The organism is Niabella insulisoli (assembly GCF_039652435.2).
GTDB classification, from domain to species: domain Bacteria; phylum Bacteroidota; class Bacteroidia; order Chitinophagales; family Chitinophagaceae; genus Niabella; species Niabella insulamsoli.
Genome location: NZ_CP190246.1, coordinates 1,429,114 through 1,455,737, shown reverse-complemented (window position 1 = coordinate 1,455,737; position 26,624 = coordinate 1,429,114). Strand labels below are relative to the sequence as shown.

Genomic DNA, 26,624 nt, shown 5'->3' with positions numbered 1-26,624 from the left:
GTCGAATGGAATTTATCAGTTATAAAATTTCATTCCCCTGTCTGATAAAAATGAAAATTTTATAAGCAACGCTTCATCTGTTTTTATTTGTTATTAGAAGGTTAGGTTCAACCCCAGCAAAAATGATTTGGCCTGAGGATAGATGCCACGGTCAATACCAAAACTCGATCCGCCGATTTCAGGATCAAACCCGGTGTAGTTGGTAATGGTAAACAAATTGCTGCCGCTGGCATAAACACGAAACCGTTGCAAGCCGATTTTAGAAGCCATGTTTTGCGGCAGCGTATATCCCAACTGCATTGTTTTAAACCTGAAATAATCGCCATTCTGTAAATAAAAATCCGAAGGGTAAGAATAGTTTTTATTAACATCGTTGGTTGTCAACCGCGGATAATTGTTGGAAGTGCCCTCGCCATGCCAACGGTCCAACGCGTTGGTTTGCCAGTTGGCGGTTGGAATATCAAGCCTTCTCAATCCCTGGTAAATCTGGTTACCCGCAACACCCTGGCCAAAAAGCAACAGATCAAAATGATTCCATCCTAAGTTAATCGTAAACCCGTAAGAAAGATCAGGTGTTGGATCTCCAATAAAGGTACGATCATCTGCGTCAATCTTCCCATCGCCATTGATATCCACCCATTTGAAATCTCCGGGAACAGCGTTGGGCTGAACTTTCGCGCCATCGGGCCCGGTGTAAGCATCGATCTCGGCCTGGTTCTGAAAAATGCCATCTCTCTGAAATCCGTAAAACGAACCTACTGCGTAACCCACTGCCGTCCTCGTCAGCGCAAAAGCAGTACTCTGCAATTTCGCCGCTCCATCTTCTGTAAAGTCTTTTCCATCTCCCAAATAGCTAACCTTATTTTTAAGATAAGATAAGTTTCCCCTAACATCGAGGGCCACCTTGTTCACCTGCTTTTTATAGCCGAGTTCTAACTCGACACCGGTATTCTCAATATCGCCGACATTTCCATAAGATGTGCCGGTAGCGCCCGCAAATCCAGGAAACTCAACAGGCATCAACACGCCAACCGTTTTTTTCTTAAACCAATCAAACGTGAAATTGAAATTACGGAACACTATGGCATCCAACCCAAAATTAAGCTGCCGCGTTTCTTCCCACTTCAGATCAGGGTTGGCTGGAGCGTTGGGACTGTAGCCGATCGCATAAAGATCGCTGCCAAAAACATAGTTTCGGCCATCGCTTACCGTTGATGCATAGCGCATTTCGCCTAACACATCATTACCTGTCACCCCATAGGAACCACGTATTTTAAGGAAATTAAATCGGTCGGTCTTAGGAAAAAAGTTTTCGCGCGAAGCCACCCACCCCACCGACGCGGAAGGGAAATATCCAAATTTATTATTGGGCCCAAACCTTGAAGATCCATCCCTCCGGATAATCCCGGTAAAAAGATATTTTTCATCGTAGTTATAATTTAACCTTCCGAACAGAGAATTCACTTTATGTAAAATACCTTCATAACCGCTGGCCTGCACGTTTTCAGCAGCGACGCTATAGTTCATCGAAGCTTCATCAAAATTGGTAGCAGGGATACCGTAATAAGTAACTGTCATGCCGCTCGAATTATTGTCGAGATAAGCGCCCTGCCCCAACAAAACGCTGAAATCATGAGCTTCGACTGACTTACTGTAAGCCAGCGTATTTTCAAGATTCCAATTCAATGTTTTACCTCTAAACCGTGCGAAAGAAGTCTGCTCGCTGGTTTGATTGCTGTTTAAATAAAAAATGGGTGAAAAATTTTCGCTGCCATTGTAACTCAATTTTGCACCGATAGTCGATCTGAAAGTAATAGCGCTAATCGGTTTAATCTCCAGGAAAGCATTTCCCACGATATCATCACTCCAATTATGATTACCGAGCTTTGTTTTGATTAAAGCCAATGGGTTCACCATTTGTTGCACGACGATCGTCGAAACGCCATAAGGATTACCAGCTGCGTCGGCAATAACGGGCTGATTGGAGTAAGGCGGTTTGGACAGCAGATCAGGATCGGTAATAGTCACCGGCGTTATGGGGTCGAGATTCGTGGCGGATGAAAGCGGACTCTGAAACTCTGTATTGGCGTTCACCCCCAACAACGACTTGATATGGGAATACCCCAGGTTCTGCCCGAAAGTCAGCCAGTCGCGTATTTTGTGAATAGAATTGAGGCGCAGCGAAATTCTTTTAAAATTAGAAATATCAGACGCAACAATACCGTCCTGGTCGAAATAGCTGACAGAGCTGTAAAAACTGGACTTATTAAACCCGCCTGAAAAACTCAATTCATGGTTCTGGATTTTGGCATTATTGTTAAAAATTAACGCCTGCCAGTCGGTTCCCGTTTCCAGGCTTTCGGGGTTGTCGAAAACTGCCGTTCCACCACCGTTGACCGATTGCTCATTGATAAGCGTTGCATAATCTTTAGCGTTTAAAAGATCCAATTTTCTTTCAGGCTTTTGCGTACCCAGGTAACCATTGTAATTCACCACAATACCACCCTGCTTTCCTTTTTTGGTAGTAATTAAAATAACGCCCGCGGAAGCGCGCGCCCCATAAATAGCAGCAGAAGCCGCGTCCTTCAACACTTCAATCGACTCGATATCATTAGAACTCAAATAATCGACGCTACCATTATCAACCACCACACCGTCAACTACAAAAAGCGGGTTGCTCGCTCCATCATTCAATGATGTAATCCCTCTCACCCGAACGGTAGAAACCGCGCCAGGCGCGCCGGAAGCAGCAGCGATGGTTAAACCAGAGGTTCTTCCTTGTAAAACTTGCTCTATGCGCGCAGTTTGCTGGTTGGCAAAATCGGAGGCCTTCACACTCGATATGGCGCCGGTAACCACGCTTTTCTTTTGAGTGCCGTAACCCACTACCACCACTTCATCAAGGTCATTAAAATTTTTTACCATGACGATTTGTAAGATCATGTTCTCGTCCGAAATGATGACCTCCTGCTGTTGGTAACCAGATATCGAAAACACAAGCGTATCATTGAGCGCAGCTTCTATTCCAAAACTACCATCTTCCGCTGTTACGCCGCCTCGTGAAGTACCTTTCACAATAACAGAAACATTCGATAAAGGATTTGAGTCCGCATCCCTCACCATCCCTTTTATCGTTTCGAAAGCTGGTGCAGCGGCCTGGCTATCGCTATTTGTCGTCAACAAAAAAATAGCAAAAGCGATATACAATAGCCCTCTGCTTTTTGAAAGTATTTTTTTCATACACAAGCAATTTAAATCCATCTTTAAATTTTAATGAAACGCATCACTAAGCAACAGCCTCATGGCTGTCGAATAACCGGTTTACGTTTTGAAGTAAAGAATCTGTTTAAGTTTATATTTTAAAGGGCCCCAGCAAAAACCCCGAAGGCATTCCACTGAAGTATGTTGATCAAAAGCATAAATGCTTCTATAATAGTATAGAAAAATTTGTGCGGTTGATACTATAAGAATTGAAAAAAAATGGAAAATAAATCTGTTATAATGGCGTTGTCTTATTTATTGCAACTGTCTAGCTCACTCTGCTTTAAAAAACAAAGTTAAGCCCCAACAACAACGACTTGGCTTGCGGGTAAACGCCGCGATCGATCCTAAAACTGGTTCCGCCAATTTCCGGATTATATCCCGAGTATTTCGAAAAGAGAAATGGATTATGGCTGCTGACATAGATTCTGATTTTCTCGCATCCTATCGGCGCAGCTGCCTTTTCCGGTAGCGTATATCCCAGCTGTATCGTTTTCAGTCTTAAAAAAGACCCGTTCTGTAAATAAAATACCGAAGGGAGAGAAAAGTTCTTATTCGCATCATTTTTGCTCAACCGTGGGTAGCTGTTGGAAGTGCCTTCGCCATGCCAACGATTGAGTGCATTCGTTTGCCAATTAGCAGTAGGAATATCAAGCCTTCGCAAACCCTGATAAATCTGATTGCCTGCAACGCCCTCGCCGAAAAGCAGAAAATCCAGTTGTTTCCAACTCAAATTAACACTAAAGCCGTAGGTTAAATCAGGCGAGGGATCGCCGATAAAAGTGCGGTCCAACGCATCAATTTTACCATCATTGTTCAAATCTTTCCACCTAAAGTCCCCCGGTACGGCATTGGGCTGAATCTGGTCTCCGTCGGGAACTGTGTATGCTTCAATCTCAGCCTGGTTTTGAAAAATCCCATCCGTTACAAATCCATAAAAAGCGCCAACCGGGTGGCCTACCGCGGTTCGGGTCAACACGTACTGCGTATTCTGTATTGTCGGAGCGCCATCCTCGGTATATGTTTTTCCATTTCCTAAAAAAGTAACTTCATTTTTTAGATAGGACAGGTTACCGCTCAGCGAAAGCCTGAGGGCATTAAATTGCTGCTCGTAGTTTATTTCCAATTCTAACCCCCTGTTTCTTATATCACCTATATTACCGTATGAAGTTCCTGTTGTTCCGGCATAAGCAGGCAACTCTATCGGCATCAACACGCCGCTTGTTTGCTTATCAAACCAATCAAATGCTAAATTGCAGTGTTTAAAAATAACAGCGTCTAAACCTAAATTGAGCTGACGCGTTTCTTCCCATTTTAAATCAGGATTAGCAGGCGCATTGGGACTTGATCCAATGGCATACACATCATCTCCAAAGAAATAGTTGCGGCCATCACTTACCGTTGCGGCGTACACCAGGTCTCCCAAAAAATCATTACCGGTAACCCCGTAAGAAGCCCGTAGCTTTAAAAAACTAAACGCTGCCTTTTTAGGGAAAAAATTTTCCCGCGATAGTACCCAACCCATCGAAGCAGAGGGAAAATAGCCAAACCGGTTGTTGGGGCCAAATCTTGAAGAACCATCACGGCGTATGATTCCGGTGAACATATATTTCTCATCGTAATTATAATTGAGCCTTGCAAACAACGAGTTGACCTTATGCAAGATGCCTTCAAAACCTGAAGCTTCCACATTCTCCGCAGCCACACTATAATTCATAGAAGCCTCTTTAAAACTGGTTGCGGGAATGCCATAATAGACTACCCTTGTGCCACTGGAATTATTTTCGAGATAGGCGCCCTGACCTGCCAAAAAATGGAAATGATGCGCATCGATCGCGTTACTGTAGGCAACTGTATTTTCAACATTCCAGTTTTGAATCTTTGCGCGAAAGCGCGAAAAGGAGGTAATCTCATTAGCAAGGCTTGTTCCCAAATAATAAATCGGGACAAAGTTTTCGGTGCCATAATAACCCAGCCTCACACCGGTCGTTGACCGAAAGCTAAGTCCTGATAGCGGTTTGACTTCAACAAAGACATTGCCGACAATATCATCGCTCCAATTATAATTACCCAATCTGGTTTGGATGAAAGCCAGCGGATTAGTTATCTGCTGCGACGCATAAGCGGGCAAACCATAAGGATTGCCTGACGGGTCTCTGATCACCGGGTGGTTGTTATAAGGCGCCTCCGCTAAAACAGATGGATCGGTCTCAATAACTGGCGTCAACGGATCCATATTGATAGCAGAGGAAAGTGGCCCCTGAAATTCGTTGTTGGAGTTGACACCCATTAACGATTTAATATGCGCATAGCCCAGATTCTGGCCTACAGTCAGCCACTTTCTTATTTGATGCGAAGCATTCAAGCGAAGCGAAAGCCTTTTGAAATTGGATATGTCCGATGCCACAATGCCATCCTGGTCGAAATAACCAGCGGAAGTAAAAAAGCTGGATGCTTTTCCTCCACCCGACAAACTTATTTCATGATTCTGAATGGGAGCATTATTATTAAAAATGTAATCTTGCCAATCGGTTCCTGCTCCAAGGTTCTGCGGGTCGCTAAACACTGGCGCTTCGTGGTCATTCATGGCCTGCTCGTTGATCAGCGCTGCATACTGGCTCGCATTTAAAATATCAAGCTTTTTCTCTGGCTTTTGAAACCCCACATAGCCATTATAAGTCATACGGGTTTTTCCCTCTTTGCCTTTTTTTGTAGAAATTAAAATAACGCCGGCTGAAGCGCGCGCGCCATAAATCGCTGCTGCGGCAGCATCTTTAAGCACTTCAATGGATTCAATATCGCTCGAGTTCAGGAAATTAATGCTGGATGGATCCACTACCACGCCGTCCACAACATATAACGGATTATTGGCCCCCTGACTGAACGATGTGATTCCTCTCACTCTTACAGTAGCGTCCGCGCCTGGCGCTCCAGAAGCCGCTGTAATCGTGAGGCCCGATGTTCTGCCGCGCAAAACCTGCTCCACCCTTTCAATTTGCTGATTGGAGAACCCTGCCGATTTCACACTGGTGATGGCCCCGGTAACAGCGCCTTTCGGCTGTGTGCCATATCCCACTACTACAATTTCGTTCAACTGATAATCGGCCCTTATCAGCCGGATATCGTAAGTAAACCCGGAAGCTATCTGGACATTTTTTGTTTCATAACCTACTGAAGATACAGTTAGCACAGCCATTGTATCATTGGGAATAACCAGCCGATAATGGCCATCAGGGTTGGAAAGCGTCCCAAATGAAGTGCCTCGCAACATTACAGATGCGCCTGGTAGCGGTTCGCCCAGCTCGTTGGTTATTGTTCCGAGAATAGTTCGTTTGAAAGAAGGACGTTCGTCCGTAGCTTCTACAATTCTAACAACAATAATGTTTCCGGCGACTTCGTATGCAATAGGTTGTTGTTGTTTTATTTTTTCGAGAACGGATCGAATCGACTCGTTATGGGCATCAATGCGAAGGCCTTTTACCTTTCGCACTTTAGTTTCGTTATAGGCAAACTGAATGCGTGCCTGTCTTTCTATGCCTTCCAAAATCCTTTTCAGGCTGGCTTCCTGCTCCTTAACTGTGACTTTTATATTTAAAACGTCCTGCGCAAAAACTGCCGATTCTTTGCTAAAGCAATCGACAATGATAAAGAAGACAATCAATAAACACAGAAGAAAAAACTTCATAAAACAGCTTAAAGACGATATGTAAATATATAATCATTTTGATCAATATATCCTTATTTCACCGTCTTCAATTTTGTAGTCCAATTCCAGGGCAGCACAAATAATTTTTATTTTATCCCTAAACCCTTTCCCCAGGAGATTGCCCGAGAATGCATGATTGGGCACCGAAGTTTTGCTGTAAGAAACGGGAATGCCATAAGCAGCGCGTATATCTGAAAAGATCTGATAAACAGGCGTCGCATTATAATTAAAATCAATCAGGCTATCGAGCAATAGTGGTGCGCGCGCAATAGTTTTGACCAATGTTCCGGAAGCGATCCCGTAATCCGCCTGCTGGTTAGGCTTGAGCAGGATTTTGCGTTCAACTGTTGCATCGTCGGCAGCAACTGATACAAGGCCCCTTCTGACAACCACATGTAAAATCTTTTGGGCCGTGTCTGTCTCTACGGTAAAAGCGGTTCCTAAAACCCTGGTTTCCAGTTTTCCGGAATGAACAACAAAAGGTTTAGCTGTATCTGCAACTACATTAAAAAAAGCATTTCCCTTTAGTATCACCGAGCGTTCGCTTTGGTTAAAATTTGAATCGACCGTTACTGAGGCATCAGGATCTAAAATCACCTGGGTTCCATCTGCCAGGCGAATGTTTTTTGCAATATCACTTTTATTTTCAAACACAAAGGCCTGTAGCGGCGCTGATTTTACGGTCTCCCCAACATCATTCCTAAAAAGAAAATAAGCGGCTACGAGAACAACCGACGCTACCGCAGCGGCGGCAACAAACAAGTTTTTAGGGGCAACCCGGCGAATGGCCGGCCGCGTCACCTCATGCATCGTTTCGTCGATCCAGCTATTCATTTCCTGCGAGGAAACAGGATGGTCATTCAAATTCATGGCAAGTACAATTTCCCTTGCAGCGCTTACCTCTTCCCTCAGTTCCGGAAACCGCTCCAACAGGTTAGTCCAATATTGGTCACGCTCTTTCGTAGGATGAAGCACCCATTTTCTGAAATCTTCATCCCAGACAAAATCATTAACTGCGTAATTCGAATAATCCATTTGCATGTACAGCGATATATATGATTAGAGGCAGCATCTAAAATTTAATACCATAAATTTCAAAGTAAATTAAAAATGAATAGTCCGACAAACAATATTTAGATCAGGCTGATATTTCTACCGGATTTCTTGCGGAGGCCCGAAGTTTTTTTAAAGCCATTTGCAAAATATTAGAAACGGTTTGGGGCGCTATGCCCAGTATTTCGGAAATCTCATCGCGAGATAAAGCAGAAAAAAAATGGAGATAAACTACCTCTTTTTGTCGCGAAGGGAGGGCGTTAACCAGCGCAACCATATTGTTTGCCGTTTTGGCCACCGACTCTTTCCTGATCAAATCTTCTTCAACCGACGTGTTAAGATGGAAGGAGCTCCTGTCTTCCTGATAGTTGGTTAATGAAATTGTTTTCACCCGTGGGTTCGCTTTTTTCTGCAAAGCTCTTCTAAATGAGCAAAGCAAATAGGCTTTCACGTTGACCTCTTTTTTCAAATTAGACCGGCTGTTCCAAATGACAATAAAAAGATCTTGTATCGTGTCTTTAACAACCTCCTTATCCTGGGAAAACCCCATGCCATAATTATAGAGGATGGGGAAATAAATCTCCAGCAGTTGCTTGAAAGCGGCCTTGTCTCCTTTCAATGCATTGCTCCACAAAAGCATTTGATCTTCCAAAACGGATGGTTTTTTAAGCAAGTAGTGAATCGTTGACAAGGTAAATTTAAGAATTTAAGGCTACAATAAAAAGATGTTAAGCTTTTATTACTAAAACGCCAAAGCCAAATTAGCCGCGGATTCAAGGCCCTATCCATACCGGCGCCAGCCATGCAATGGGTTGTGATGCATTCGGCGAAGCCTTGCCTACTGCTGGTTCCAGGTCACCGCCTCCGGCATTCCAGACACGCACAAAAAAATAAGCATAGCCTTCATTTTTTATTTCCGGCTGCCAATGCACTTCATGTGCCGGCACGGGCACTTCGTAGCTTGCTACCGTTTTGCCGCCGTTGGCAACAATGTCGATGCGCGTGATTTTATCTGCTGCGACATTTATGTCGGGATCAGTGATATGAATATTAAAATGAAACTTTGGTTTGGAACCTAGAGTGGAACCCATAATCTGATCATTGACCGAATAACGGCATTGTATATTTTCTTCCAAAGAAGCGTAGGTGCGGCGGTTTTTCATCGCTTCTAAAATTTCTTTCTGCGTATTATTTTTCGCCAAAACAAAAGTTCTTGACTTATGTTTACCAATTGCACTTAGGCCATGATTGTCGTTGCCGCAAACCGGCGCTACTTTCCATCCTTTATCGAGCGCGGCTAAAAAACCCTCATAGTGAATATTTTTGTTTGAGTTGATAACTTCCAACATTGTAATAATATCAGTGATAGCTTCATCGCGTCCTGAAAAACTATCATATTGGGTGGGTGAAGGATGGTTGAAACTTGCGACCACCGGTCCATCCACATAAGGCGCCGCCTGCTTTAGCCATGCGTATAGCTTTTTAATATCCACGCCAGGTTCAAGCGCATTTAAGTATCCGACAGTGTTAATAACATTGATATGCCCTTTGCCGCCGGGGCCGTCGTTTTCGGAGTGCTCATAGCCCACCAGGCCGACAAACCCATTTGTTGAAGCAAGCTCGGCTTGTTTATGGGAAACAATCCAAGCTGTATTGAAAGGTTCATTGGGAAAAAAGCATTCCTCCTGCGAATGATCCGTACAAACGTAAAAGTCGTACCTATTTTTTTTGGCAGCTTCATAGTGCATGGAAGGCAGCCCCTGAACGGCTTGCCAATCCTTTTTCATTTGCATATTCGAGGGCCGGTTTAAATGATTTGAATCGACCAGCATAAACTTCTTTGCGTCCGGTTCCCGCTGCAAATGCTCACCATGAGACATCGTGAGTATGGTATGCGCGTGCGTACTGCCTGTATAAATATTAAACTCCTGGAAAGGAAGATTGCCCTGCGCTCCGCTACATAGCGGCCATGCGAAAAACAATACAATAAACCCTGCAAATAGCATCCTGCATGTATAACGGCTCATCTGGAAAATCATCATTTATTATTTTTATTAGCGCTTCTTTTTGTTAAGGGGAAATGAATATTTTCAGTCCTTGTTTGTTTCATAAATTGCTGAAGGGCAGCCACGACTTCCGGATGCGCCTTCGCAACATTCTTTGATTCACCGCGGTCAACCGATAAATCGTAAAGTTCAAACGGTTGATTCAAAAATTTCAAACCCTTCCAATTGCCCCATCGTACCGCCTGCGAGGGACCAACAGCAGGTGGGTTAATTTCCCAGTACAGATACCTGTTGGCAAATACGTCGTCTGTTTCGCCTTGCAATACGGGCAAAAAAGAAAGGCCATCTATTTTTTTTGAAGGTTTGATATCGGCCATGTCGCAGACGGTCGGCAGGATATCCCAGAAAGCAAGCGGCGTATGGTTTTCGGTCTGAGGCTTAATCACCGAAGGCCATACGGCTACCGTCGGCTCAATAATCCCTCCTTCGTATAACTGCAGCTTTCTACCGCGATACGGGCCGGAGCTGTTGAAAAAGCCGCGGTCAAATCCGGGGCCATTATCACTGGTAAAGAGGACCAATGTGTTTTGATCGATTTGCAATTTTCGTAATGCTTCGCGAATCATTCCTATGTAACTGTCGAGTCGGCTGACCATACCGGCGTAGGTCGTGTTACCTTCCGGATCGTGATAGTAATGGCCCTGTTGCATCGGCCGCTGCTCCCATCCCAGGTTCAGGTAAGGCGTTTTGGATGCTTCAGGCACGGTAATTTCATTATGCGGAATCGTATAGGGCAGGTAGAGAAAAAAAGGTTGTGATTTATTTTCATTAATAAACGATAGCGCTTTTTGCGTGAATACATCATTTGAATAATCGCCTTCCGTCTCAGGCGTCTTATTTTGAGGCAACATTATTTTATTGCCGTTCTCCCACATATAGGCAGGGTAATAATGATGCGCTTCCATATGCGTTTTATAACCATAGAAATAATCAAAGCCTTGCTTGCCGGGCATGCCTGTGCCGGCGCCTTCCTCCATACCCCACTTACCAATGATCGCGGTTTTATAACCGGCGCGTTGCAATTCTTCCCCAATCGTCACTTCTTCATTTAACAAATCGGTTCTTCCATGAAGGGCCCACTCGGGAAGGCCGCGAATATGGGCGTGCGCTGTATTTACGCCGGTGAGCAAGGCCGCTCTTGAAGGCGCGCAGACAGCGCTTCCCGCATAGAACTGGCTCAGCTTCATTCCCTCCGCTGCCATCCGATCCAGATAAGGCGTTTTTATTTTTTGCTGGCCATTAAACCCGACATCGCCCCAACCCAAATCATCGGCCAAAACGATAATAATATTCGGCTTTTTTTGCGCCGACAACCTGCTATTTACGCCAATGAGCATAAATAGCATCAACCATCCCATAAATTTTATCACGTTTCGATTATTCCACATGAAAAGAAGTTTTAATTACTTTCTTCGCTCCGTTTTCCAGCTTTTGAAAAACTGCTTCAACCTCGTGCTTACCCGGGCTCACGCCCTGCATGGTATATAAATAATAGGCATCCTGTAGCTGTCCTTTTTGATTTTTAAACTCAAAAGATGGCGCTTCAACTAATTTGCCATCAATTGAAAGGCTGACTAATTGGGTAACCGGCTGCAGCAAAAATTGCTGGCGCGTTTTATACCAGCGCCTGACGCGGATCGCCACGCCTGTCGACGGGGCGGCTGTTTCGAAACGATCGCCCGCAAACACTGCCGTTATAATTCCCCAGGGCTGGTCTTCAACAGATCCGTCGTCGGCCCACCAACGCCAACCCTTTTTGTTTCTACTGATGAAATCACGAACTTCAAGGCCAGCGCCCATCATGCGCGTTTTATAATGGGTGACGCTATCGTGCTTCACCGAAACCACATGATTTTTACGGATGGCGGCAACCATTGAATGGTAAGTCGCCTCTTTTGCAATAAATAAAGTTCGTTCCTTTTGTAATTCGTCGGCCCACCACCACGACTCAATGCCATGCCCATCCTGCAAACAAACCATGGGAAGCCGGCTTTCATAGTCAAATAGATAAGGCAGCCAGAAAGCAAAGTTCTGATCAAAATGGTGAGTGGCCATAGCCACATAGCCACCATTATCAATTGATTCGTCAAGTAAAATCCTTGCCAGCGGCTCGTTGTTGCTTACCTGTAGGATTAATCCGCCATCATTTTTTAACAGTGGCGCCATATAGTTTTTATGTAAAACGGGCCAGGACGCTTCTTTGGGAAAAAGAACAGGATAGCCGGCTTTCGAGAAGTAATCGAGGATATGGCCAAATTTCCCCATGCCTGGAACGATCACACTTTTATGATAAGGTTCATCCGTTATAAAAAAATGAACAGGCACTTTTTGTTGGTCGGCGATGCGCTGTGCTGCTGCTATCCAGCCATCCGGAGCATTTTTTGCGCCCCAAAGATCGATTTTGAAATAGTTAGCAAGCCATACGGCTTCTTTAGGACTACCGGCGCCAACCGCTTGAAATTGCACGGTAAACAGATTTTGGCCTTCCCAGTTTTCCTTCTTCTTTGGGGGCGCGCCTGAGATCAACGGCTTATCTAACGCGTTTAACGATTTTAAAATGCGCAATGCATCGATGGCATAATAAGTGGACATCGGCGTGGAAGCGAGGCCTGGCTTACTTCCAAAACCTCCATCGGCATTTTGCAGTGATAAAATATACTGCACACAGCTATTGACTTGAAGTGGCTGCGTGCCTAAAAGATGTAAAGCGCTCACGGCGGCCCAGGCATAAATTATATCAGTCTTCCTGGCCAACTCCGGTTGCGGCTGGTGCACAAAACCTCCGTCTTCTTTCTGGCAATTTTGAAGCCAATGGATAAGTTCCTGTTTTTGAGGCGTATCTTGATCGAAGGCGATCAAAGCCCGTATCGCATGTAAGGTGCACAAAATATTACCGTCACCGCTATAGAACCCGGGCGGCGCATTGTTGTAGCTGCCGTTCTTTCTTCTCAACCCGGACAAATAGGGCAAAAATTGCTTTTGTACGCTGTCCAAAGGAAGGTTGAGCAATTGAAAAGCCAGCGGTGTAAAACTTTCCTGCCAAAAATTGCCAAATCCCATTTCCTCATAATTGGCGATCGACTTTTTTTGAGATTTCCATTGGGCCACTTCTTTTTTGTAGTCATCTAAACGGCCGCCCAACCACGCAATAGCCTGCATTTGCTGAAAGGCCAAATCGCGCATCTGCGAACCGGAAGGCCCCGCCTCTTTGTTAAGGCCCGTTTGTGGATGATGGGTTCTAACCCAGGTTATGAGGGGCGATCTGTCTTTCGGGAGCGCTTTTAAATTTAGCAACACACCTACCAACGCAAAAGTGGGCGTTATATGCCCGTCGGGCTGGCTTGCCCAGCCGTAGCCTCCATCCGGCTTTGCCAGGCTGGCGACATAGTTTAGCACGGCCTGACGCGCATCAGGCTGCGCAAAAGTATTTTCCTGCTGAATCATCAGACAGGAGCAAAAAATAAGAATCCGGCTCAATCGATATGGCATAAACCCACGGCGCATTTACCTATTAAAGGCACAAAGTTCCGTGAGATACCATTGCTTTACGCTCGAAAAATAAACTTGATAAAAAATTAATGGGCCCGCCTACATTAAAATATTGTTTTCTGACTGAACAGCAGGGGGCAGATTTGTCTCTTCCAACATTTCACGCAGGTCTATCTCTATCGTTCGTGACAAGGAAGCCATCGGGATGTCATTGGCGCCACCCTCAAAAGGATTTTCAGAGCTCTCTCCTACCTGGTCGAGCGAGGTAAAAATCCAGCCGATGATAATACTTACCGGAATCGTAAGCCATACACCATACACTCCCAATCCGCTAAGCGGCTCCACCAAAGCAAAGGGCACCAGCAATGCCAAAATCCATATAAAATAAATATTAATACTGGCGAACTGGCGCGGATAGGGAAAATTTTTGATGCGCTCACATTTACCCTGATGCGCAAAAAAATCTTTCAATACGCTTTCCAAATCCACGTAGGGGAAAGCCTCAATTAGATTTTGCTTGCGCAAATTTTTCAGATCGGCCGACTGCAAACTCAACAATTGGGTAGCCCGGTTTTTCTTAGTTAAAACATAATTTAGATCTTCCTGCGACAGATAGGGCGCCATATCCTTCTCAATGGAACTTTCCCACTCAGGCACTTTATAATAATTTTTGTATTCTTTGAAATAGGACTTGTTTTGATTTTCCCAAACCTGCGGTTTCCTCAATTGATGGCGCAGCGCCGTCAGCCAGGCGATATGCCGATACACCAGCCGCCGATGAATCACTTTAAGCTCTTCCGAAACAGTTGGCGTTCCCGCGGCTGTCACAAAGTCTTTGGCCATCATCCCCCAGGCACGGCTGTCATTAACGATGGCGCCCCATATTTGCCGGGCTTCCCAAAGGCGATTGTAGGTTTGCGTATTTCTAAATCCTGCTATAAAAGCAGCGCCCACACCAACGAGGGCTACTATCGACCAGGGAATGGCAATCCACGTCACATCACAAACGCCATACAAAATGGTGGGTAATAGCGACAGCAGCGCTACCTTATAAATATTTCTTCTTGTCCACGGAATAAAGTGCTTGAGCTTATAATAGGAACCTATATTCATACATCTTGTTTTTTATTGGTTTTAATAAAATGTGGTGCAAAATTACTGATCAAAATACCCGTCAACACAACGGTATAAAAAGTACCCATAAGGCCCATCAGCGAAGTGACCAGCTTGGTATAATGCGCCGTCGGTGCGATATCGCCAAAACCGATCGTTGTTAAACTAATCGTAGTGAAATAAACCAGGTCTACGAAAACAGCGGAAACATTGCGTCCCAATTCAATGTTTAAACAATCGGGATCGTTATAAAGCAGGAACTGAAACAGAAATGAAAATATCTCTATCAGGAGCAGATAACCGCATTAATCCAAACAACAAAAATTCGTATTGATAGCGGCTGATATGCCTGAGCATGCCTGAAAAACTACGAATCACTTTGCTTAAATTATCGGATGGTAATTGAATTGAATATAATGCATCTTAACCGGCCTGACCAATATCTAGTTGATCAATTTTTCCTGCGCTGTCGATATGAAATTTAAAAAAGGTATTAAAATCACCCCAGCGCTCGGTATGGAAATGCCCATAAATGGCTGTCCCGGCTGCTTCGACTTTGTCGATGGATGTAAAGCGTTCGCTACCACAAGCTTCTTTTACAAATTTCTGAAAATCGCGAGGGTTGCCGTCGTCGGTTAACTTTGCATCGGCTGTAAAAAAAGAAAGGAAGGCGTCGGCATCCCCCTTTTGCCAGGCTTCGAATGCTGCTTTTACAGTTGTGTTTGTTAATTTCCCAGTGTCCATATAATGTTGTTTTTTTATCGGTGTTTCAACGGTTTGTCTTCCTGGAGGCTGCCCACACGCCGCAAAAAAGAAACCTAACGAAATGAGGCAGCGCTTCCAGGTGTTCATTTGATACTATTTTGATAAAGGATGATGCAGATAAATCAATGCCAGGTTCAGCATTAAAAAAGGAAGTTCAATTGCCGCCCCTTTGAAGTCGCGGTATAAAAGGTGGAAACATATAATCAATAAAATACCGGCGGCCATAATAAAGTTTCCCCAAAAAAAGGTCTTGGTAAACAGCATTAAGATGGCGCTAAGCATTGTAATTGCACCATTGATGGCGAGCGAGGTTTTGTTAAAACCCCATTTCGAAAACATCTCCATCATTTCCGGTTGGGACGATGCCATGACCCATCCCTGCTTTAGTCCCATGAAAACGGCTATTAAAGCCAGAACGCCGCTAATTATTTTTGGTATCATAAGTCAATGGTGTAAAGTTATCAGCGCTGCATACATATTTCCCTGCCCATAAACAGAAGCGCTCTCGTTTAGTTTTTCAATTCGGAATATAGGACTTTTAAATAAATTTTGCAAACGGCTAAAGGAAACCGGGTAAGGCACCCAGGGATTCGGCCGGTCGTTATCATACTCCACCAGTAGTAATCTAAAACGCCGGTTCATGATTGTTAATAATCTTTCGATAAAACCCTCCTGATCGCGTATATAATGCAGCGCGTTGGCCATTAAAACGCCATCAACATTCGGCTCCACGCTCAGGTTTACTATATCCGATTTTATAAATTTGATGATGTTGCCGTTAGCACTTCGCTCAGGTAAATTTTGCTGCGCTTTATCCACGCCTGTCACTTCACTTCCCGGCGGCAACAGCGCTGCTAGCGCCAGGGTAAACGTTCCTGCTCCGCAACCGAGATCGATCCATGCCTGTGGCTCAGATGCAGATGTCGCAGCGGCGATCATATTTTTGGCGTCTGAGATTGTCATACCGTCATAGGCCCGTTGAAGAACCCATTTTTTTTATGATTAAAATAAAGAGCAACGCTAACCTGCATTGCCCTTTATATAAAGTTAATTACTTAGTGGTATAGCCGCCATTGATGAGGATGGTTTGCCCGGTGATCCACCAGCCGTCTGTTGCCAGGAACAAAACAAGCGGGGCGATATCTTCGATATGAGTAAGCCCGCCTAAAGCAGAAGCTGACTTGTGATAAGCTACAGCGTCGGGGGTTTCCTGTCCGTAAAAAAATGGTGTATCCATCGGACCCGGAGCAACGGCCGTTACGGAAATGCCCCGGCTGCCAAATTCTTTCGAAGCCGCGCGCGTATAATGTTCTACCGGCGCCTTTGCTCCAGCGTAGGTGGAGTAAAAACCGGTGTATGCACCAAGCAGCGAAGTAACGATCGAAATAATCTTACCATTATCCTCCAGGTTTTTGCCTGCCTCCTGGATGAAGAAATAGGCAGCCTTACTGTTGATATCGGACATCGTATCAAACTCCGCTTCCGTTGTATCAACAAACGGCTTTTTGAGTACCATACCAACTGTGTTAATAGCGACATCAATCCTGCCAAATTTTTCCTTTGCCATTTTAAACAAGGCTTTCATGTTGTTTACATCTGTCAAATCACCCTGAAACAGTTCAGCCTTGCGCCCTAGCGCGCGAACTGCGGCTGCGGTCTTATCACTTTCAGCGCGCGAGCTTTCGCTGTTGTAGTGGATCATAACGTCGGCGCCCCGCCCGGCAATTTCGCGGCTAATCAACCCGCCCAGGTTTTTTCCTCCTCCGGCAATTACAACTACTTTGTCTTTTAAATTAATTTTTCCCATTGTGATTTCTTTTAATTTTGAAAGACCTCAAAGTTCAAGCTTGCTGTAAAAAAATGGTTGTACGACTTACAGTTTGTGTGGTGCAGATAGCAGGAAAACAAATGCGTTAGAAAATATGTGGCGTTGCTTAGTTTTATTTTTTAAAAAATCACCTTTATCTAAATTCCAACACATCGCATGGTGAACGAAAAAATCAGCGAATTTTTTGAGCGATTGCAAATGGCAAATCAAACGGCAGGTGCTGTAAAAGTTGATATTCCTAGCGTTCTCACTAAAAAGATGAGTTGTTTGACTTTTAGTTTAATACCCCTTTTACCGATTGTATGGCCGGTGGCAAATCGGTTTCGTTGAGCATTTCTCTTAAATCGATTTCTATAGTTCGGCAGAGCGACATCATCGGGATATCGTTCATTAATCCCTGGAATGGGTTTTCAGAATAATCGCCGATCACTTCCATCATAATATACACCCAGCCTACTAATGCGGTAATTGGAATGGATAACCAGATACTCCAGGATGCCAGGTTCATTATTTCCGGCACCATACTGAAAGGAAGCAGGAAAATAAATATGGCCACAAAATAATGGCTCATTGCAGAGTATTGCCGGGGCAGCGGAAACTTTTTAATACGCTCATTTTTCCCCTGAAGTTCATAGAAACTACGCAACACATCTTCCATGCGCATGTGTCTAAAATCATCGATAAGATTTTCTTTTCGCAATTCCCGCAAATCCCGCGATTGCTCGTTGATGATTTGCGTCGCCGTGTTGGCGTAGTTTATCAGGCGTTCGTATTCACTTTCGGGTAAATAGCGTTTCAGTCCTTTGGGAGTGACATCATCATCAAGCAGTCCTAAACCAAAGTTCTTTTGAAAATAGCGGGCCGTTCTCTTTGTATTACCGCTTTGGCTCAAATGCTCCCAGGAGGTAGGAACAAGCAATTGGTTTCGATGTGTATATAACCATGCAATATGCCGGTAAATCAATCGCTTTTTGATTTCATGAATTTCAATTTCACTTTTTTGGGCTTTCGTGAACATGTTTGTTATAAACCCATCGACCATTATGCCCCAGGCGCGGCTGTCGTTTACGATACCGCCCCATATTTTTCGGGCTTCCCAAAGCCGCCCGTAAGCGTTGTTATTTTTAAACCCCACATAGAATGCCACAGCAGTACCAATTACAGAAACCGGCAACCATGGAATCTTCAAGTTAATTATATTAAAATAGTAAAGCGTAGCTACCGTACCATTAAAAAGCATTAACCAAAAAACATAGCGCCATGTCCAGCTGAATAGATGTTTTACACTAACTCCTTTTGTTGTGAGCATAGGTTTATTTTTTCTTATTTGTTAAAATTCATCCAGTTCTTTCCTTTACATTTCAACAGTCAATCCTAACAGCCCCGTAGCTAGATAAGTATTCTGTTCGCATCATCTGGCAGAAAAATCCCTGTTTTTTTATCTCGCCTTCCGGTATTGCAAAGGCGACGATAATGTGTGCTTTTTGAAGAACTTACTAAAATGCGCGCCGTCTGAAAAACCAAGCAGAAACGCAATTTCTTTTATACTTCGGGGTGAATGTAAAAGCAGCCCCTGCGCGGCTACCAGCATCTTGTTGTTCAACCACTCGGTAACCGTTCGGCCGGTTTTACTTTTTATAACCTGGTTAAAATAGTTAGCATTCAGATTTTGTAACTCCGCAAAATCGGCAACCGTAAAAATGCGTTCCACCGCTCCCTTTGAAATGGCTGAAAAATGCAGTTCCATATTTTTCTTAAAGTTCCTTACGATCTGGGAACTGCGATCGCCCTCTTCAAGAGGTAGGTAGTTGGCCCAAAACTTGTCTTTGATTTTATACAGCAGGATAGCGAAATATTTTCCAGTTATACGGTAGCTGCTCGGCGCCGAACTGTTAAACTCCCTTTGAATCTGTTTGAAAATATTTTCAAAAACCGCCACATCATCAGCATCTAATGCCTGAGGAACAGAAGTTTCAGCAATCAGGAAAGGAAATTCGTTAAAAATATCCGGATGAATATATTTCACAATAAATTCCTCTGTAACAGCGATCCGGTAAGCTTCGCGAAGCTGTTCGAAATAGTGTGATTTGATATGCCCCGGGTTAGAAAAATAAAAACAATTAGCAGAAAAATGGAAGGTCGCGTCATCCAGCGTATAACTGCCGCTGCCATCTTTGATAAATAAAAAAGAATAATAATTGGTTCTATAAACCCCCGAAGTATAAGGATATTGAAGCGTTACTTCATTGAAATCATGAACAATAAAGCCCACATCCTCCTTTACCGGACGGCTCTTTCCCTTATAAATATCTGTAACGCTATTTAGTAGTTTGATCTGTTGTTTACTCATGGTCAGTTCGATGGTCCCCGTCAGTTTTTGCCCACGGGTTGCTATTTTATCTCAGCGCTGTCGTTATAAAGGCGCTGCTTTTCTCCCCTGTTTATTTTCCCAGGGGATATGAGCGCCTAAAGTACCAAAAAATCTTTTGATACGTCCTTCCCGCTCTACGATTGATTGAAACCCGGGTTTAAAAGCAGCGGCCGGATTGATCGTATAATCTACTTTGTTGATTTTATTTAAGGTATCCACCATAAAAGGTATATGCTGAATCGGCGTCGCAAACCTTCGCCTGGTAAAGCCTTTGGTCAATGCAGATTGAAACGGATCTGTAACAAGCGCAATAGTTTTAAATCCTTTTTCACGGGCAAGCTCATAAGAATAATAAATATTTTCGGTGCTATGTTCTGCACGGGTTTCATAAAAAATATGCGTTTCAGGAATGCCCAATTGCCGGGCGTATAAGCCCATAATTTTAGCTTCGGTATAAGGCGAATAGACGGCGGCTCCAGAAAAAATAATATTTTTGACGATCCCTTTTCGATAAAGAAAATCAACCCAAAGCACGCGCCCCTTCATGACCGAATCCCATTTGTCGTGGAAAGCAATACCCGGCACTATCGCCACATCAAAGGTTTTTTGATTTTGAACAACTTCGTTGAACAAACGCGCAGGCCGTTTTCTGTAAGAAATACAACCCAACAAAAAAATACAAAGCAAGGCCGCCAACACGATCTTTTGCATGCATACTAAAATAATATATAATTACTAATATGAATAAAAAAAAGCGCGGCCATTAACAGACCACGCTCAACCTAATTAACAACACCAAAAAAACTTCTTAATGCATCGCAGCGCTCATATCAATGGCGTCCTTTCGCTTTTTATTTCGCACCATTAAAATAAATGGGATGCAAAGCAGAAACAACACACCTAGATAAAGAAATACATCCATATATGATAAAACAGTAGCCTGCTTGGTGACCGTAAAATCGAGCGCTTTATAAGCCGAGTTCAACGCCACATCAGGCGCCATCCCTTTTGCTTTAAAATTCTGCGTCATAGCCATCACCCGCTGTTGCACATCCAAATCATTAACATCCAGTTTGGAGATAAGATCATTACGGTAAAGCATGTTCCTGTTGCTCATGAATGTTGTAATTGCGGCTACGCCGAATGATCCTCCAAGTTGCCGCATCATTCCGGTAAATGCAGCACCCTGGCCAATTTGCTGGCCCTTTAGCGTCGACAACGCCATGGTTGTGATAGGAATAAAAAGCAAGCTTAGCCCCACACCTCTTACAATCAGCATCCAAAAGAAACTACTTTGGCCGGTATCCGGGGTGATGATTTTATAGCCCCAAAAGCTATAAATAAAAAACAACAATAATCCACCTGCCACCAGGTACTGCTGTGGCACTCCTTTCGAAATCAATCGGCCCACAATAGGCATCATAAACGCCGTGGTAAGCGAGGCCGGTATCATGAGCATGCCAGATTGATAGGCCGTCCAGCCTAACAAACTTTGTGTATATAACGGAATAATGAAAGTCGATCCGTATAGTCCAAATCCCAGTATAAATGACATTATCGTACCGATTCTCAGGTTACCGTTCTTGAGCACCCTGAGCTCCACAATTGGATTTTTATACGTCAGCTCGCGCCATATAAAAAAGAAAAAACCAAAAACAGCAAATGCGGTGAATATGACGATCATAGCGCTTTGAAACCAATCTTCTTCATGGCCGCGTTCTAAGATAAACTGCAACGACCCCACCGTAAGCGCCAGCAAAAAGATGCCCAGCCAGTCAATTTCTTTTGAATTTTTCTTTTCCGCATATTTAGGGCTGCGCACAAATTGTAGGGTCAGTAAGATGGCAATAATACCCAAAGGAATGTTGATATAAAAAATATAAGGCCAACTGAAATTATCCACGATATAACCGCCTAAGGGCGGCCCTAACGTTGGCCCCACGATCACGCCTAAACCATAAATAGCCTGCGCCATGCCCCTTTTGGCAGCGGGATAAGATTCTGTAATAATTGTTTGAGAAGTTACCAGTAGGGCCCCGCCACCAACGCCCTGCAAAAACCGAAAGGCAACCAGCTCCCAAATATTCGTCGCATTTCCACACAGAAAGGAGCAAATGGTAAACAGGGCGATGGAGAAAGCAAAATAATTACGCCGTCCAAACTGCTGCGACAACCAACTCGTCATCGGCACTACGATCACGTTACCGATAGCATAAGCGGTAATAACCCATCCCACTTCCGATAGTGTGGCGCCCATATTTCCCTTCATATCGTTCAACGCCACATTTACAATCGTTGTATCCACGATTTCGAGCAACGCACATACGATTGCCGTAAGCGTTACGATAAACCGCCGAAAGCCGTATTCTACCAATGAATCCTGATCTTCCATTTATTTGTTTTTGATATCGCTTCGCAGATGATCGTTATCAACCGCACCAAGCGACAAATCGCCTTTATCAACAAGTCAGGCTGATCTTTTCTAATTTAAATGAACATCGACCACCACATTCATACCGGGCCGCAATTTGGCCAGCAATGAATCGTTCTTATCCGTGAACTCGATTTTAACAGGAAGCCTCTGCACTACTTTTACAAAGTTGCCGCTGGCGTTATCGGGTGGCAACAGCGCAAAACGAGCGCCGGTAGCGGGCGAGAAAGAAGTAAGCACCGCGTCAAATTCCTTTTTGGGAAACGCATCCACGCTTACGGATACTTTTTGGCCCTCCACCATTTTGGCTATTTGCGTCTCTTTGAAATTGGCAGTCACCCATTTTTCATCGCTCAACACCACACTGAATAATTGCGCTCCGGCCTGGATAAACTGGCCCACCTGAACAGGAACTTTAGATACCACGCCACTTTCGGCCGCCGTTATCACCGTATAACTCAAATTCAGTTCAGCGTTTTTCACGTCAATCTCGCGCTGGGTTATATTGGCTCTTGCGATATCCGACTGCTCAGAGCTCGCAGCTACCTGACCCTTTACTACAGAGGTTTGCGCGGCCGCCTGCTCTTTTTGCGCCATAAGAATCTGAAGCTGTTTATCAGCTGACTGTTTAGCCGCAAGTGCCTGTTCATACTGCTGTTGGGTGATAGAGTGGTCTTTGATAAGATTCGCATATCTTTTCAAATCTTCGCCGGTACGCCAAACATTTACTTTGGCTGCATCTATTTGTGCCTGGGCAGTTGCCACTGCAGCTTGTGCGGTATTGATATTTTTTTGTGTGGCGGCTGTGCTCGCCTGCGAAGAAGCCAGGTTACTTTGCGCCGTCGTCAATGCTGCTTTTGCCTGCGCGAGCGCCATTTTCAGGTCTCTTTTATCTAATATTAAAAGCGTATCGCCCTTTTTCACAAATTGATTATCCTTCACGAGTATCTCGCTTACATAACCCGATATTTTTGAAATAACCGGGCTCAGGTTGGCTTCGATCTGCGCATCATCGGTTTCTTCATGATGCTTGCTATGAATATATCTTGTCACACCCCAATAGCCGCCCAACACGATCATAATGATGAGTATGATAAAAAATATCGGGCTCCTTTTTTTACCTGCCGCTTTTGGTTGCTCTGAAACCTGTTCGTTTGTTGCCATGATTGTCTTGTTAATTTTTGTATCCAAATGCTTATTGAAAAAGTGTTCCTGTTGTTTCGAGAAGTTTTTTATATGCCAGGGCCGCATCCGCTCTTGCGTTTACCACATTGATCCGTGCAGACAAGAGCGAGACATTCGCATCCAGCAAATCGGTGATCGTCACCAGGCTATTATCAAATTTATTTTTAGTAATACGGTAATTCTCCGTCGCCTGTGTTAAAGCCTTTTCATAAACCTCAATTTTTCTTTTTGCAAGAAAGGCTTTTTGATAATCCTGGTTTACACTAAGCCTGATATGATCGACCAGCAGCGCCTCGGAAGCAGCCATTTGTGTCTCCCGCGCCCTAGATTGTTTTAACACGGCATTGCTTTTCCACAGATTGGCCAAATTATACTGTATGCCGACGCCGGCATTTACCGCATTTGTCAGGGTCAAAAATTTAGGAATGTCTGCTGCCACGTAACCGCCGGTTAAAGCAATAGTAGGAAGGTTTTCAGCCTTCGCAGCCTTTGTTCCCAACACAGCTGCCTGTTGCTGCAACTGGATGGCTTGCACATCATGCCGGTTTTGCAAAGCCAGCTGCTCATATTCAGCAAAAGATTTCGTGTCTACCTGTTGACCGATAAACGACGTGTCAACCTCGAGTTGCGTAGTTTCGGGCAATCCTAACAGCAGATCCATATTTACCGTTGCGATATTTAAATTATGTTCAGCTTCTAATAGCTGAAGTTCGATGTCTGAAGTTTGCAATTGAGCTTTTAAGCGGTCGTTGCGGGCGATAATGCCATTATTCTCCATATTGAGAAAATCTGAATCGCGCTTCTCCGACACGGCCAGGTTCTCCCTGATGACGCCTACCATCTGAGAAGCTTTGAACAGGTTGACATATGCCTGCGTAATATTAAAAGCGATCTCATTTTTATCGCTGGCGCCGTTTAACCGGGCAGCTTCAAGCAGGTATTTGGCCGATTCAATTCCAAATCGAATTCTTCCACCCGCAAACAACGGAAGTGAAAAATTGGCCATGCCGTAAGCGGCCTGGTTGATATTGGGAAACGCTGCAGATGAAGCGCCACCTTCCTGCTCCTGTTGTGCATTTCTTAAATTGACATTCGCGTTGGTCAACCGCAGATAACTGCCGCTAACGTTCAAATCCGGTAACTGCTTATTTTTCGCCTCGTCGATAGCTGCCGCAGCCTCCACTATTTTGGCATCATAAATTTTGAGATTTTTGCTGTTTGCTATGCCGAGCTGCAAAGCTTCTTCAAGAGTCAAACGCTTCATATCCTGAGCCGATGCGCCTGCCATTATCAGCGAGCACAGCGCCGTGAGGGCTTTTATTCTATAATTCATATACTAAAATGCTTTTGGTAATCAGTTCGAGGTGGCTTTTCACTTTATCAAAATATACCTCATCGTTCCATCCGTCTGAAGATTTCAGGCCATAATGTTTTAAATAGAACTCTTTATTTAAAAGCGCATGCATAATGGTGCCGGTAACCGTGGCCATAAAAAACACCGGGTCGATATCAGATTTAACAACGCCGCTTTTTTTTCCCTCCTCGATAAGATTTTCAAAAAAGGTGACATACACTTTTTTCGATTTATTCAGAAACCGGATCACATTCCGGTTTTTATTGGTTGCCTGTTCGGCCAGTATCACATGATAAAACTTGCTGTTTTTCTTGACACGCTCTACGTAGGCCGCTAAAACCTTATTAATCTTTTCAGAAATATTCAGGTTATCATCATCGACAATTTCTTTGATATAGGCAAAACCCACACTCATGCGCATTTTGAAAAGTTCCTCCATGAGTTTCTCCTTCGAACCAAAGTAATAGGAGATCATCGCGATATTGATGCCCGCAGCGCCGGCAATATCCCTGACAGAAGTGGCATCAAACCCCTTTTCTGCAAATAAGCATTCCGCCTTTTCAAGTATGTAATCTTTCTTGGTCATTTGAATCAGCAAAATTAAACACTTGTTTAGATTAATCAAACATTTGTTTAATTTTTACAAAAATTCTTAATCTCGATCAAAAAACTGAGCTTTTTAGTTGAGTCCGTAACGATGCTGATAGCGCTGGTAGAGTTGGGTTTGTTTATTTTCAAGATTTACTTTCCGCCCCTGGATAAATGCGTCGGTAACATTACTGCTGCGCATATCTAAGATATCTCCGTCGCAGATGATAATATTGGCGTCTTTACCCACTTCAAGCGATCCTGTTTGCTGATCAATGCCCAGAATTTTCGCAGGATTAAGCGTAATCGCGGCGAGCGCCTCCGCTTTGGTGAGGCCATAAGCAACGGCTGTTCCGGCATTAAAATCGAGGTTGCGATAGCGCGCATGCCTTTCGTCGTCATTAAGAGCGAACAACACGCCGGCTTTTTGCAATGCGGCCGGTGTTTTAAAAGGCTGGTCAATATCATCATCCTGCATCGTTGGCAGGTTGTGCAGAGAATTGAGTATAACAGGAATATTATTCTGCTTTAAGAGGTCAGCTACCTGGTAACTTTCAGCACCGCCGACGAGTACCACATCTATATCAAATTTTTTGGCAAAATCGATAGCGACCAAAATTTGCCGAACGCGATCAGCATGAACAAATAATTTTTGTTTTTTCTCAAAAAGCGGACGCATTGCTTCCAATTTCAGGTTGACGCCAGTTTTGTGATCCTGCTGCATGTAGGCCTGCGCCTGACTTAAAAATTGCTCCACTGCTTCGACTGTTTCAATGCCTGCTTTTACGGGGTCAGTATCTGACGCCTGCCTGCTTGAACGACGCGGCGAGCGCATCAAAGCCGGCACCACCAGGTGCATACCATTGTCCGTTTTGTAGGCGGCGTCCTGCCAGGTCCAGGCATCCAACTGAACCACTGTCGAAGTGCCGGTAAGCAAACGCCCCTGCGGCGCTACACAAGCCAACAGAATTCCATTTGCTTTTAAAGTATTAATAATTTTGGAATCGGTGTTGTAGGCAACAATCGATTTCACGGTTGGATTATACTCGCCCAGCTCGAAATAATCGTTACTGCCCCTCACACCACTGCCAATTTCGTTAATCCCCAGGTCTGTGTGCGCTAAAATCAAACCCGGATAAATATGCTTACCTCTTGCATCAATAATATCTGCGTCACCGGGCGCTGCAACATCGCTGCCTAATGCGGCAATTTTTCCCGCTCTCAAAAGAATGGAGCCGTTGGCAATAACGGCGCCCGTCGCGGTAAAGATCGTCCCGTTTTTGATCAGTATATCTTTTTGCTGCGCCGGCGCAGGGTACACGTCGTCCTGCGCGTAGAGAGATACGCTACAAACGGAGCAAATGATGATTGAAATTATAAATTGTTTCATCAATATATTTTTTATGGTTGTATG

General features: G+C 44.2%; 21 protein-coding genes. All 21 read right to left on the bottom strand.

The genetic code is table 11. The annotated features are described in order from the left end of the window. Positions 1–93: 93 nt before the first annotated feature. Positions 94–3,240 (bottom strand): TonB-dependent receptor, encoded by a 3,147-nt coding sequence (locus ABDK00_RS06230; protein WP_346239293.1) that lies wholly within the window; start codon positions 3,238–3,240, stop codon positions 94–96. Positions 3,241–3,544: 304 nt separating this feature from the next. Then, positions 3,545–6,946, bottom strand: a complete 3,402-nt coding sequence (locus tag ABDK00_RS06225; RefSeq protein ID WP_346239292.1) for a TonB-dependent receptor — start codon at positions 6,944–6,946, stop codon at positions 3,545–3,547. Positions 6,947–6,988: 42 nt separating this feature from the next. Continuing rightward, a complete protein-coding gene (locus ABDK00_RS06220) occupies positions 6,989–8,002 on the bottom strand; it encodes a FecR family protein (protein ID WP_346239290.1) in 1,014 nt (337 codons plus the stop codon). Positions 8,003–8,105: 103 nt separating this feature from the next. Further along, positions 8,106–8,672, bottom strand: coding sequence for an RNA polymerase sigma factor (locus tag ABDK00_RS06215; protein WP_346239289.1), 567 nt, complete (start codon positions 8,670–8,672; stop codon positions 8,106–8,108). A 121-nt stretch (positions 8,673–8,793) separates the two neighbouring features. Then, positions 8,794–10,047 carry a hypothetical protein gene (locus ABDK00_RS06210; RefSeq protein WP_346239288.1) on the bottom strand — a complete coding sequence of 418 codons (1,254 nt, stop codon included), beginning with the start codon at positions 10,045–10,047 and terminating at the stop codon, positions 8,794–8,796. Positions 10,048–10,058: 11 nt separating this feature from the next. After that, positions 10,059–11,474, bottom strand: coding sequence for an arylsulfatase (locus ABDK00_RS06205; RefSeq protein WP_346239287.1), 1,416 nt, complete (start codon positions 11,472–11,474; stop codon positions 10,059–10,061). Further along, a complete protein-coding gene (locus ABDK00_RS06200; protein ID WP_346239285.1) occupies positions 11,464–13,530 on the bottom strand; it encodes a prenyltransferase/squalene oxidase repeat-containing protein in 2,067 nt (688 codons plus the stop codon). Before ABDK00_RS06200 ends, ABDK00_RS06205 begins: the two co-directional genes overlap by 11 nt. A 144-nt stretch (positions 13,531–13,674) precedes the next feature. After that, on the bottom strand, positions 13,675–14,688 hold the full coding sequence (locus tag ABDK00_RS06195; protein ID WP_346239284.1) for a bestrophin family protein: 1,014 nt from the start codon (positions 14,686–14,688) through the stop codon (positions 13,675–13,677). Further along, a complete protein-coding gene (locus tag ABDK00_RS06190) occupies positions 14,685–14,975 on the bottom strand; it encodes a potassium channel family protein (RefSeq protein WP_346239381.1) in 291 nt (96 codons plus the stop codon). The genes ABDK00_RS06195 and ABDK00_RS06190 overlap by 4 nt, the downstream gene beginning before the upstream one ends. A gap of 136 nt (positions 14,976–15,111) precedes the next feature. Then, positions 15,112–15,432 (bottom strand): nuclear transport factor 2 family protein, encoded by a 321-nt coding sequence (locus ABDK00_RS06185; RefSeq protein WP_346239283.1) that lies wholly within the window; start codon positions 15,430–15,432, stop codon positions 15,112–15,114. A gap of 114 nt (positions 15,433–15,546) precedes the next feature. Next, the gene (locus tag ABDK00_RS06180; protein ID WP_346239282.1) at positions 15,547–15,894 is read right to left on the bottom strand and encodes a hypothetical protein; all 348 of its coding nucleotides are present in this window, start codon (positions 15,892–15,894) and stop codon (positions 15,547–15,549) included. Between the two features lie 3 nt (positions 15,895–15,897). Continuing rightward, positions 15,898–16,416: a class I SAM-dependent methyltransferase gene (locus ABDK00_RS06175; protein WP_346239281.1), complete on the bottom strand. Its 519-nt coding sequence runs from the start codon at positions 16,414–16,416 to the stop codon at positions 15,898–15,900. An 88-nt stretch (positions 16,417–16,504) separates the two neighbouring features. Further along, positions 16,505–17,260 carry an SDR family oxidoreductase gene (locus ABDK00_RS06170; protein ID WP_346239280.1) on the bottom strand — a complete coding sequence of 252 codons (756 nt, stop codon included), beginning with the start codon at positions 17,258–17,260 and terminating at the stop codon, positions 16,505–16,507. 295 nt (positions 17,261–17,555) lie between these two features. Beyond that, complete coding sequence (locus ABDK00_RS06165) at positions 17,556–18,590, bottom strand: bestrophin family protein (RefSeq protein WP_346239279.1); 1,035 nt, start codon at positions 18,588–18,590, stop codon at positions 17,556–17,558. A gap of 129 nt (positions 18,591–18,719) precedes the next feature. Next, positions 18,720–19,631, bottom strand: a complete 912-nt coding sequence (locus ABDK00_RS06160) for a helix-turn-helix domain-containing protein (RefSeq protein ID WP_346239278.1) — start codon at positions 19,629–19,631, stop codon at positions 18,720–18,722. A gap of 63 nt (positions 19,632–19,694) precedes the next feature. After that, positions 19,695–20,363 carry a YdcF family protein gene (locus tag ABDK00_RS06155; protein ID WP_346239276.1) on the bottom strand — a complete coding sequence of 223 codons (669 nt, stop codon included), beginning with the start codon at positions 20,361–20,363 and terminating at the stop codon, positions 19,695–19,697. 97 nt (positions 20,364–20,460) lie between these two features. Further along, positions 20,461–22,044: an MDR family MFS transporter gene (locus ABDK00_RS06150; RefSeq protein ID WP_346239275.1), complete on the bottom strand. Its 1,584-nt coding sequence runs from the start codon at positions 22,042–22,044 to the stop codon at positions 20,461–20,463. 90 nt (positions 22,045–22,134) lie between these two features. Beyond that, on the bottom strand, positions 22,135–23,247 hold the full coding sequence (locus ABDK00_RS06145; RefSeq protein ID WP_346239274.1) for an HlyD family secretion protein: 1,113 nt from the start codon (positions 23,245–23,247) through the stop codon (positions 22,135–22,137). Between the two features lie 31 nt (positions 23,248–23,278). Beyond that, positions 23,279–24,601, bottom strand: coding sequence for a TolC family protein (locus ABDK00_RS06140; protein ID WP_346239273.1), 1,323 nt, complete (start codon positions 24,599–24,601; stop codon positions 23,279–23,281). Continuing rightward, positions 24,591–25,208 carry a TetR/AcrR family transcriptional regulator gene (locus tag ABDK00_RS06135; protein ID WP_346239272.1) on the bottom strand — a complete coding sequence of 206 codons (618 nt, stop codon included), beginning with the start codon at positions 25,206–25,208 and terminating at the stop codon, positions 24,591–24,593. Before ABDK00_RS06135 ends, ABDK00_RS06140 begins: the two co-directional genes overlap by 11 nt. Before the next feature lie 93 nt (positions 25,209–25,301). Next, positions 25,302–26,600, bottom strand: coding sequence for an amidohydrolase family protein (locus ABDK00_RS06130; protein WP_346239271.1), 1,299 nt, complete (start codon positions 26,598–26,600; stop codon positions 25,302–25,304). Positions 26,601–26,624: the final 24 nt, after the last annotated feature.

Bases quoted from the DNA above. Each gene is read 5' to 3' on its own strand.
- ABDK00_RS06230 (WP_346239293.1), bottom strand. From the start codon at position 3,240: ATGAAAAAAATACTTTCAAAAAGCAGAGGGCTATTGTATATCGCTTTT.
- ABDK00_RS06225 (WP_346239292.1), bottom strand. From the start codon at position 6,946: ATGAAGTTTTTTCTTCTGTGTTTATTGATTGTCTTCTTTATCATTGTC.
- ABDK00_RS06220 (WP_346239290.1), bottom strand. From the start codon at position 8,002: ATGGATTATTCGAATTACGCAGTTAATGATTTTGTCTGGGATGAAGAT.
- ABDK00_RS06210 (WP_346239288.1), bottom strand. From the start codon at position 10,047: ATGAGCCGTTATACATGCAGGATGCTATTTGCAGGGTTTATTGTATTG.
- ABDK00_RS06205 (WP_346239287.1), bottom strand. From the start codon at position 11,474: ATGTGGAATAATCGAAACGTGATAAAATTTATGGGATGGTTGATGCTA.
- ABDK00_RS06200 (WP_346239285.1), bottom strand. From the start codon at position 13,530: ATGATTCAGCAGGAAAATACTTTTGCGCAGCCTGATGCGCGTCAGGCC.
- ABDK00_RS06195 (WP_346239284.1), bottom strand. From the start codon at position 14,688: ATGAATATAGGTTCCTATTATAAGCTCAAGCACTTTATTCCGTGGACA.
- ABDK00_RS06185 (WP_346239283.1), bottom strand. From the start codon at position 15,432: ATGGACACTGGGAAATTAACAAACACAACTGTAAAAGCAGCATTCGAA.
- ABDK00_RS06180 (WP_346239282.1), bottom strand. From the start codon at position 15,894: ATGATACCAAAAATAATTAGCGGCGTTCTGGCTTTAATAGCCGTTTTC.
- ABDK00_RS06175 (WP_346239281.1), bottom strand. From the start codon at position 16,416: ATGACAATCTCAGACGCCAAAAATATGATCGCCGCTGCGACATCTGCA.
- ABDK00_RS06170 (WP_346239280.1), bottom strand. From the start codon at position 17,260: ATGGGAAAAATTAATTTAAAAGACAAAGTAGTTGTAATTGCCGGAGGA.
- ABDK00_RS06165 (WP_346239279.1), bottom strand. From the start codon at position 18,590: ATGCTCACAACAAAAGGAGTTAGTGTAAAACATCTATTCAGCTGGACA.
- ABDK00_RS06160 (WP_346239278.1), bottom strand. From the start codon at position 19,631: ATGAGTAAACAACAGATCAAACTACTAAATAGCGTTACAGATATTTAT.
- ABDK00_RS06155 (WP_346239276.1), bottom strand. From the start codon at position 20,363: ATGCAAAAGATCGTGTTGGCGGCCTTGCTTTGTATTTTTTTGTTGGGT.
- ABDK00_RS06150 (WP_346239275.1), bottom strand. From the start codon at position 22,044: ATGGAAGATCAGGATTCATTGGTAGAATACGGCTTTCGGCGGTTTATC.
- ABDK00_RS06145 (WP_346239274.1), bottom strand. From the start codon at position 23,247: ATGGCAACAAACGAACAGGTTTCAGAGCAACCAAAAGCGGCAGGTAAA.
- ABDK00_RS06140 (WP_346239273.1), bottom strand. From the start codon at position 24,601: ATGAATTATAGAATAAAAGCCCTCACGGCGCTGTGCTCGCTGATAATG.
- ABDK00_RS06135 (WP_346239272.1), bottom strand. From the start codon at position 25,208: ATGACCAAGAAAGATTACATACTTGAAAAGGCGGAATGCTTATTTGCA.
- ABDK00_RS06130 (WP_346239271.1), bottom strand. From the start codon at position 26,600: ATGAAACAATTTATAATTTCAATCATCATTTGCTCCGTTTGTAGCGTA.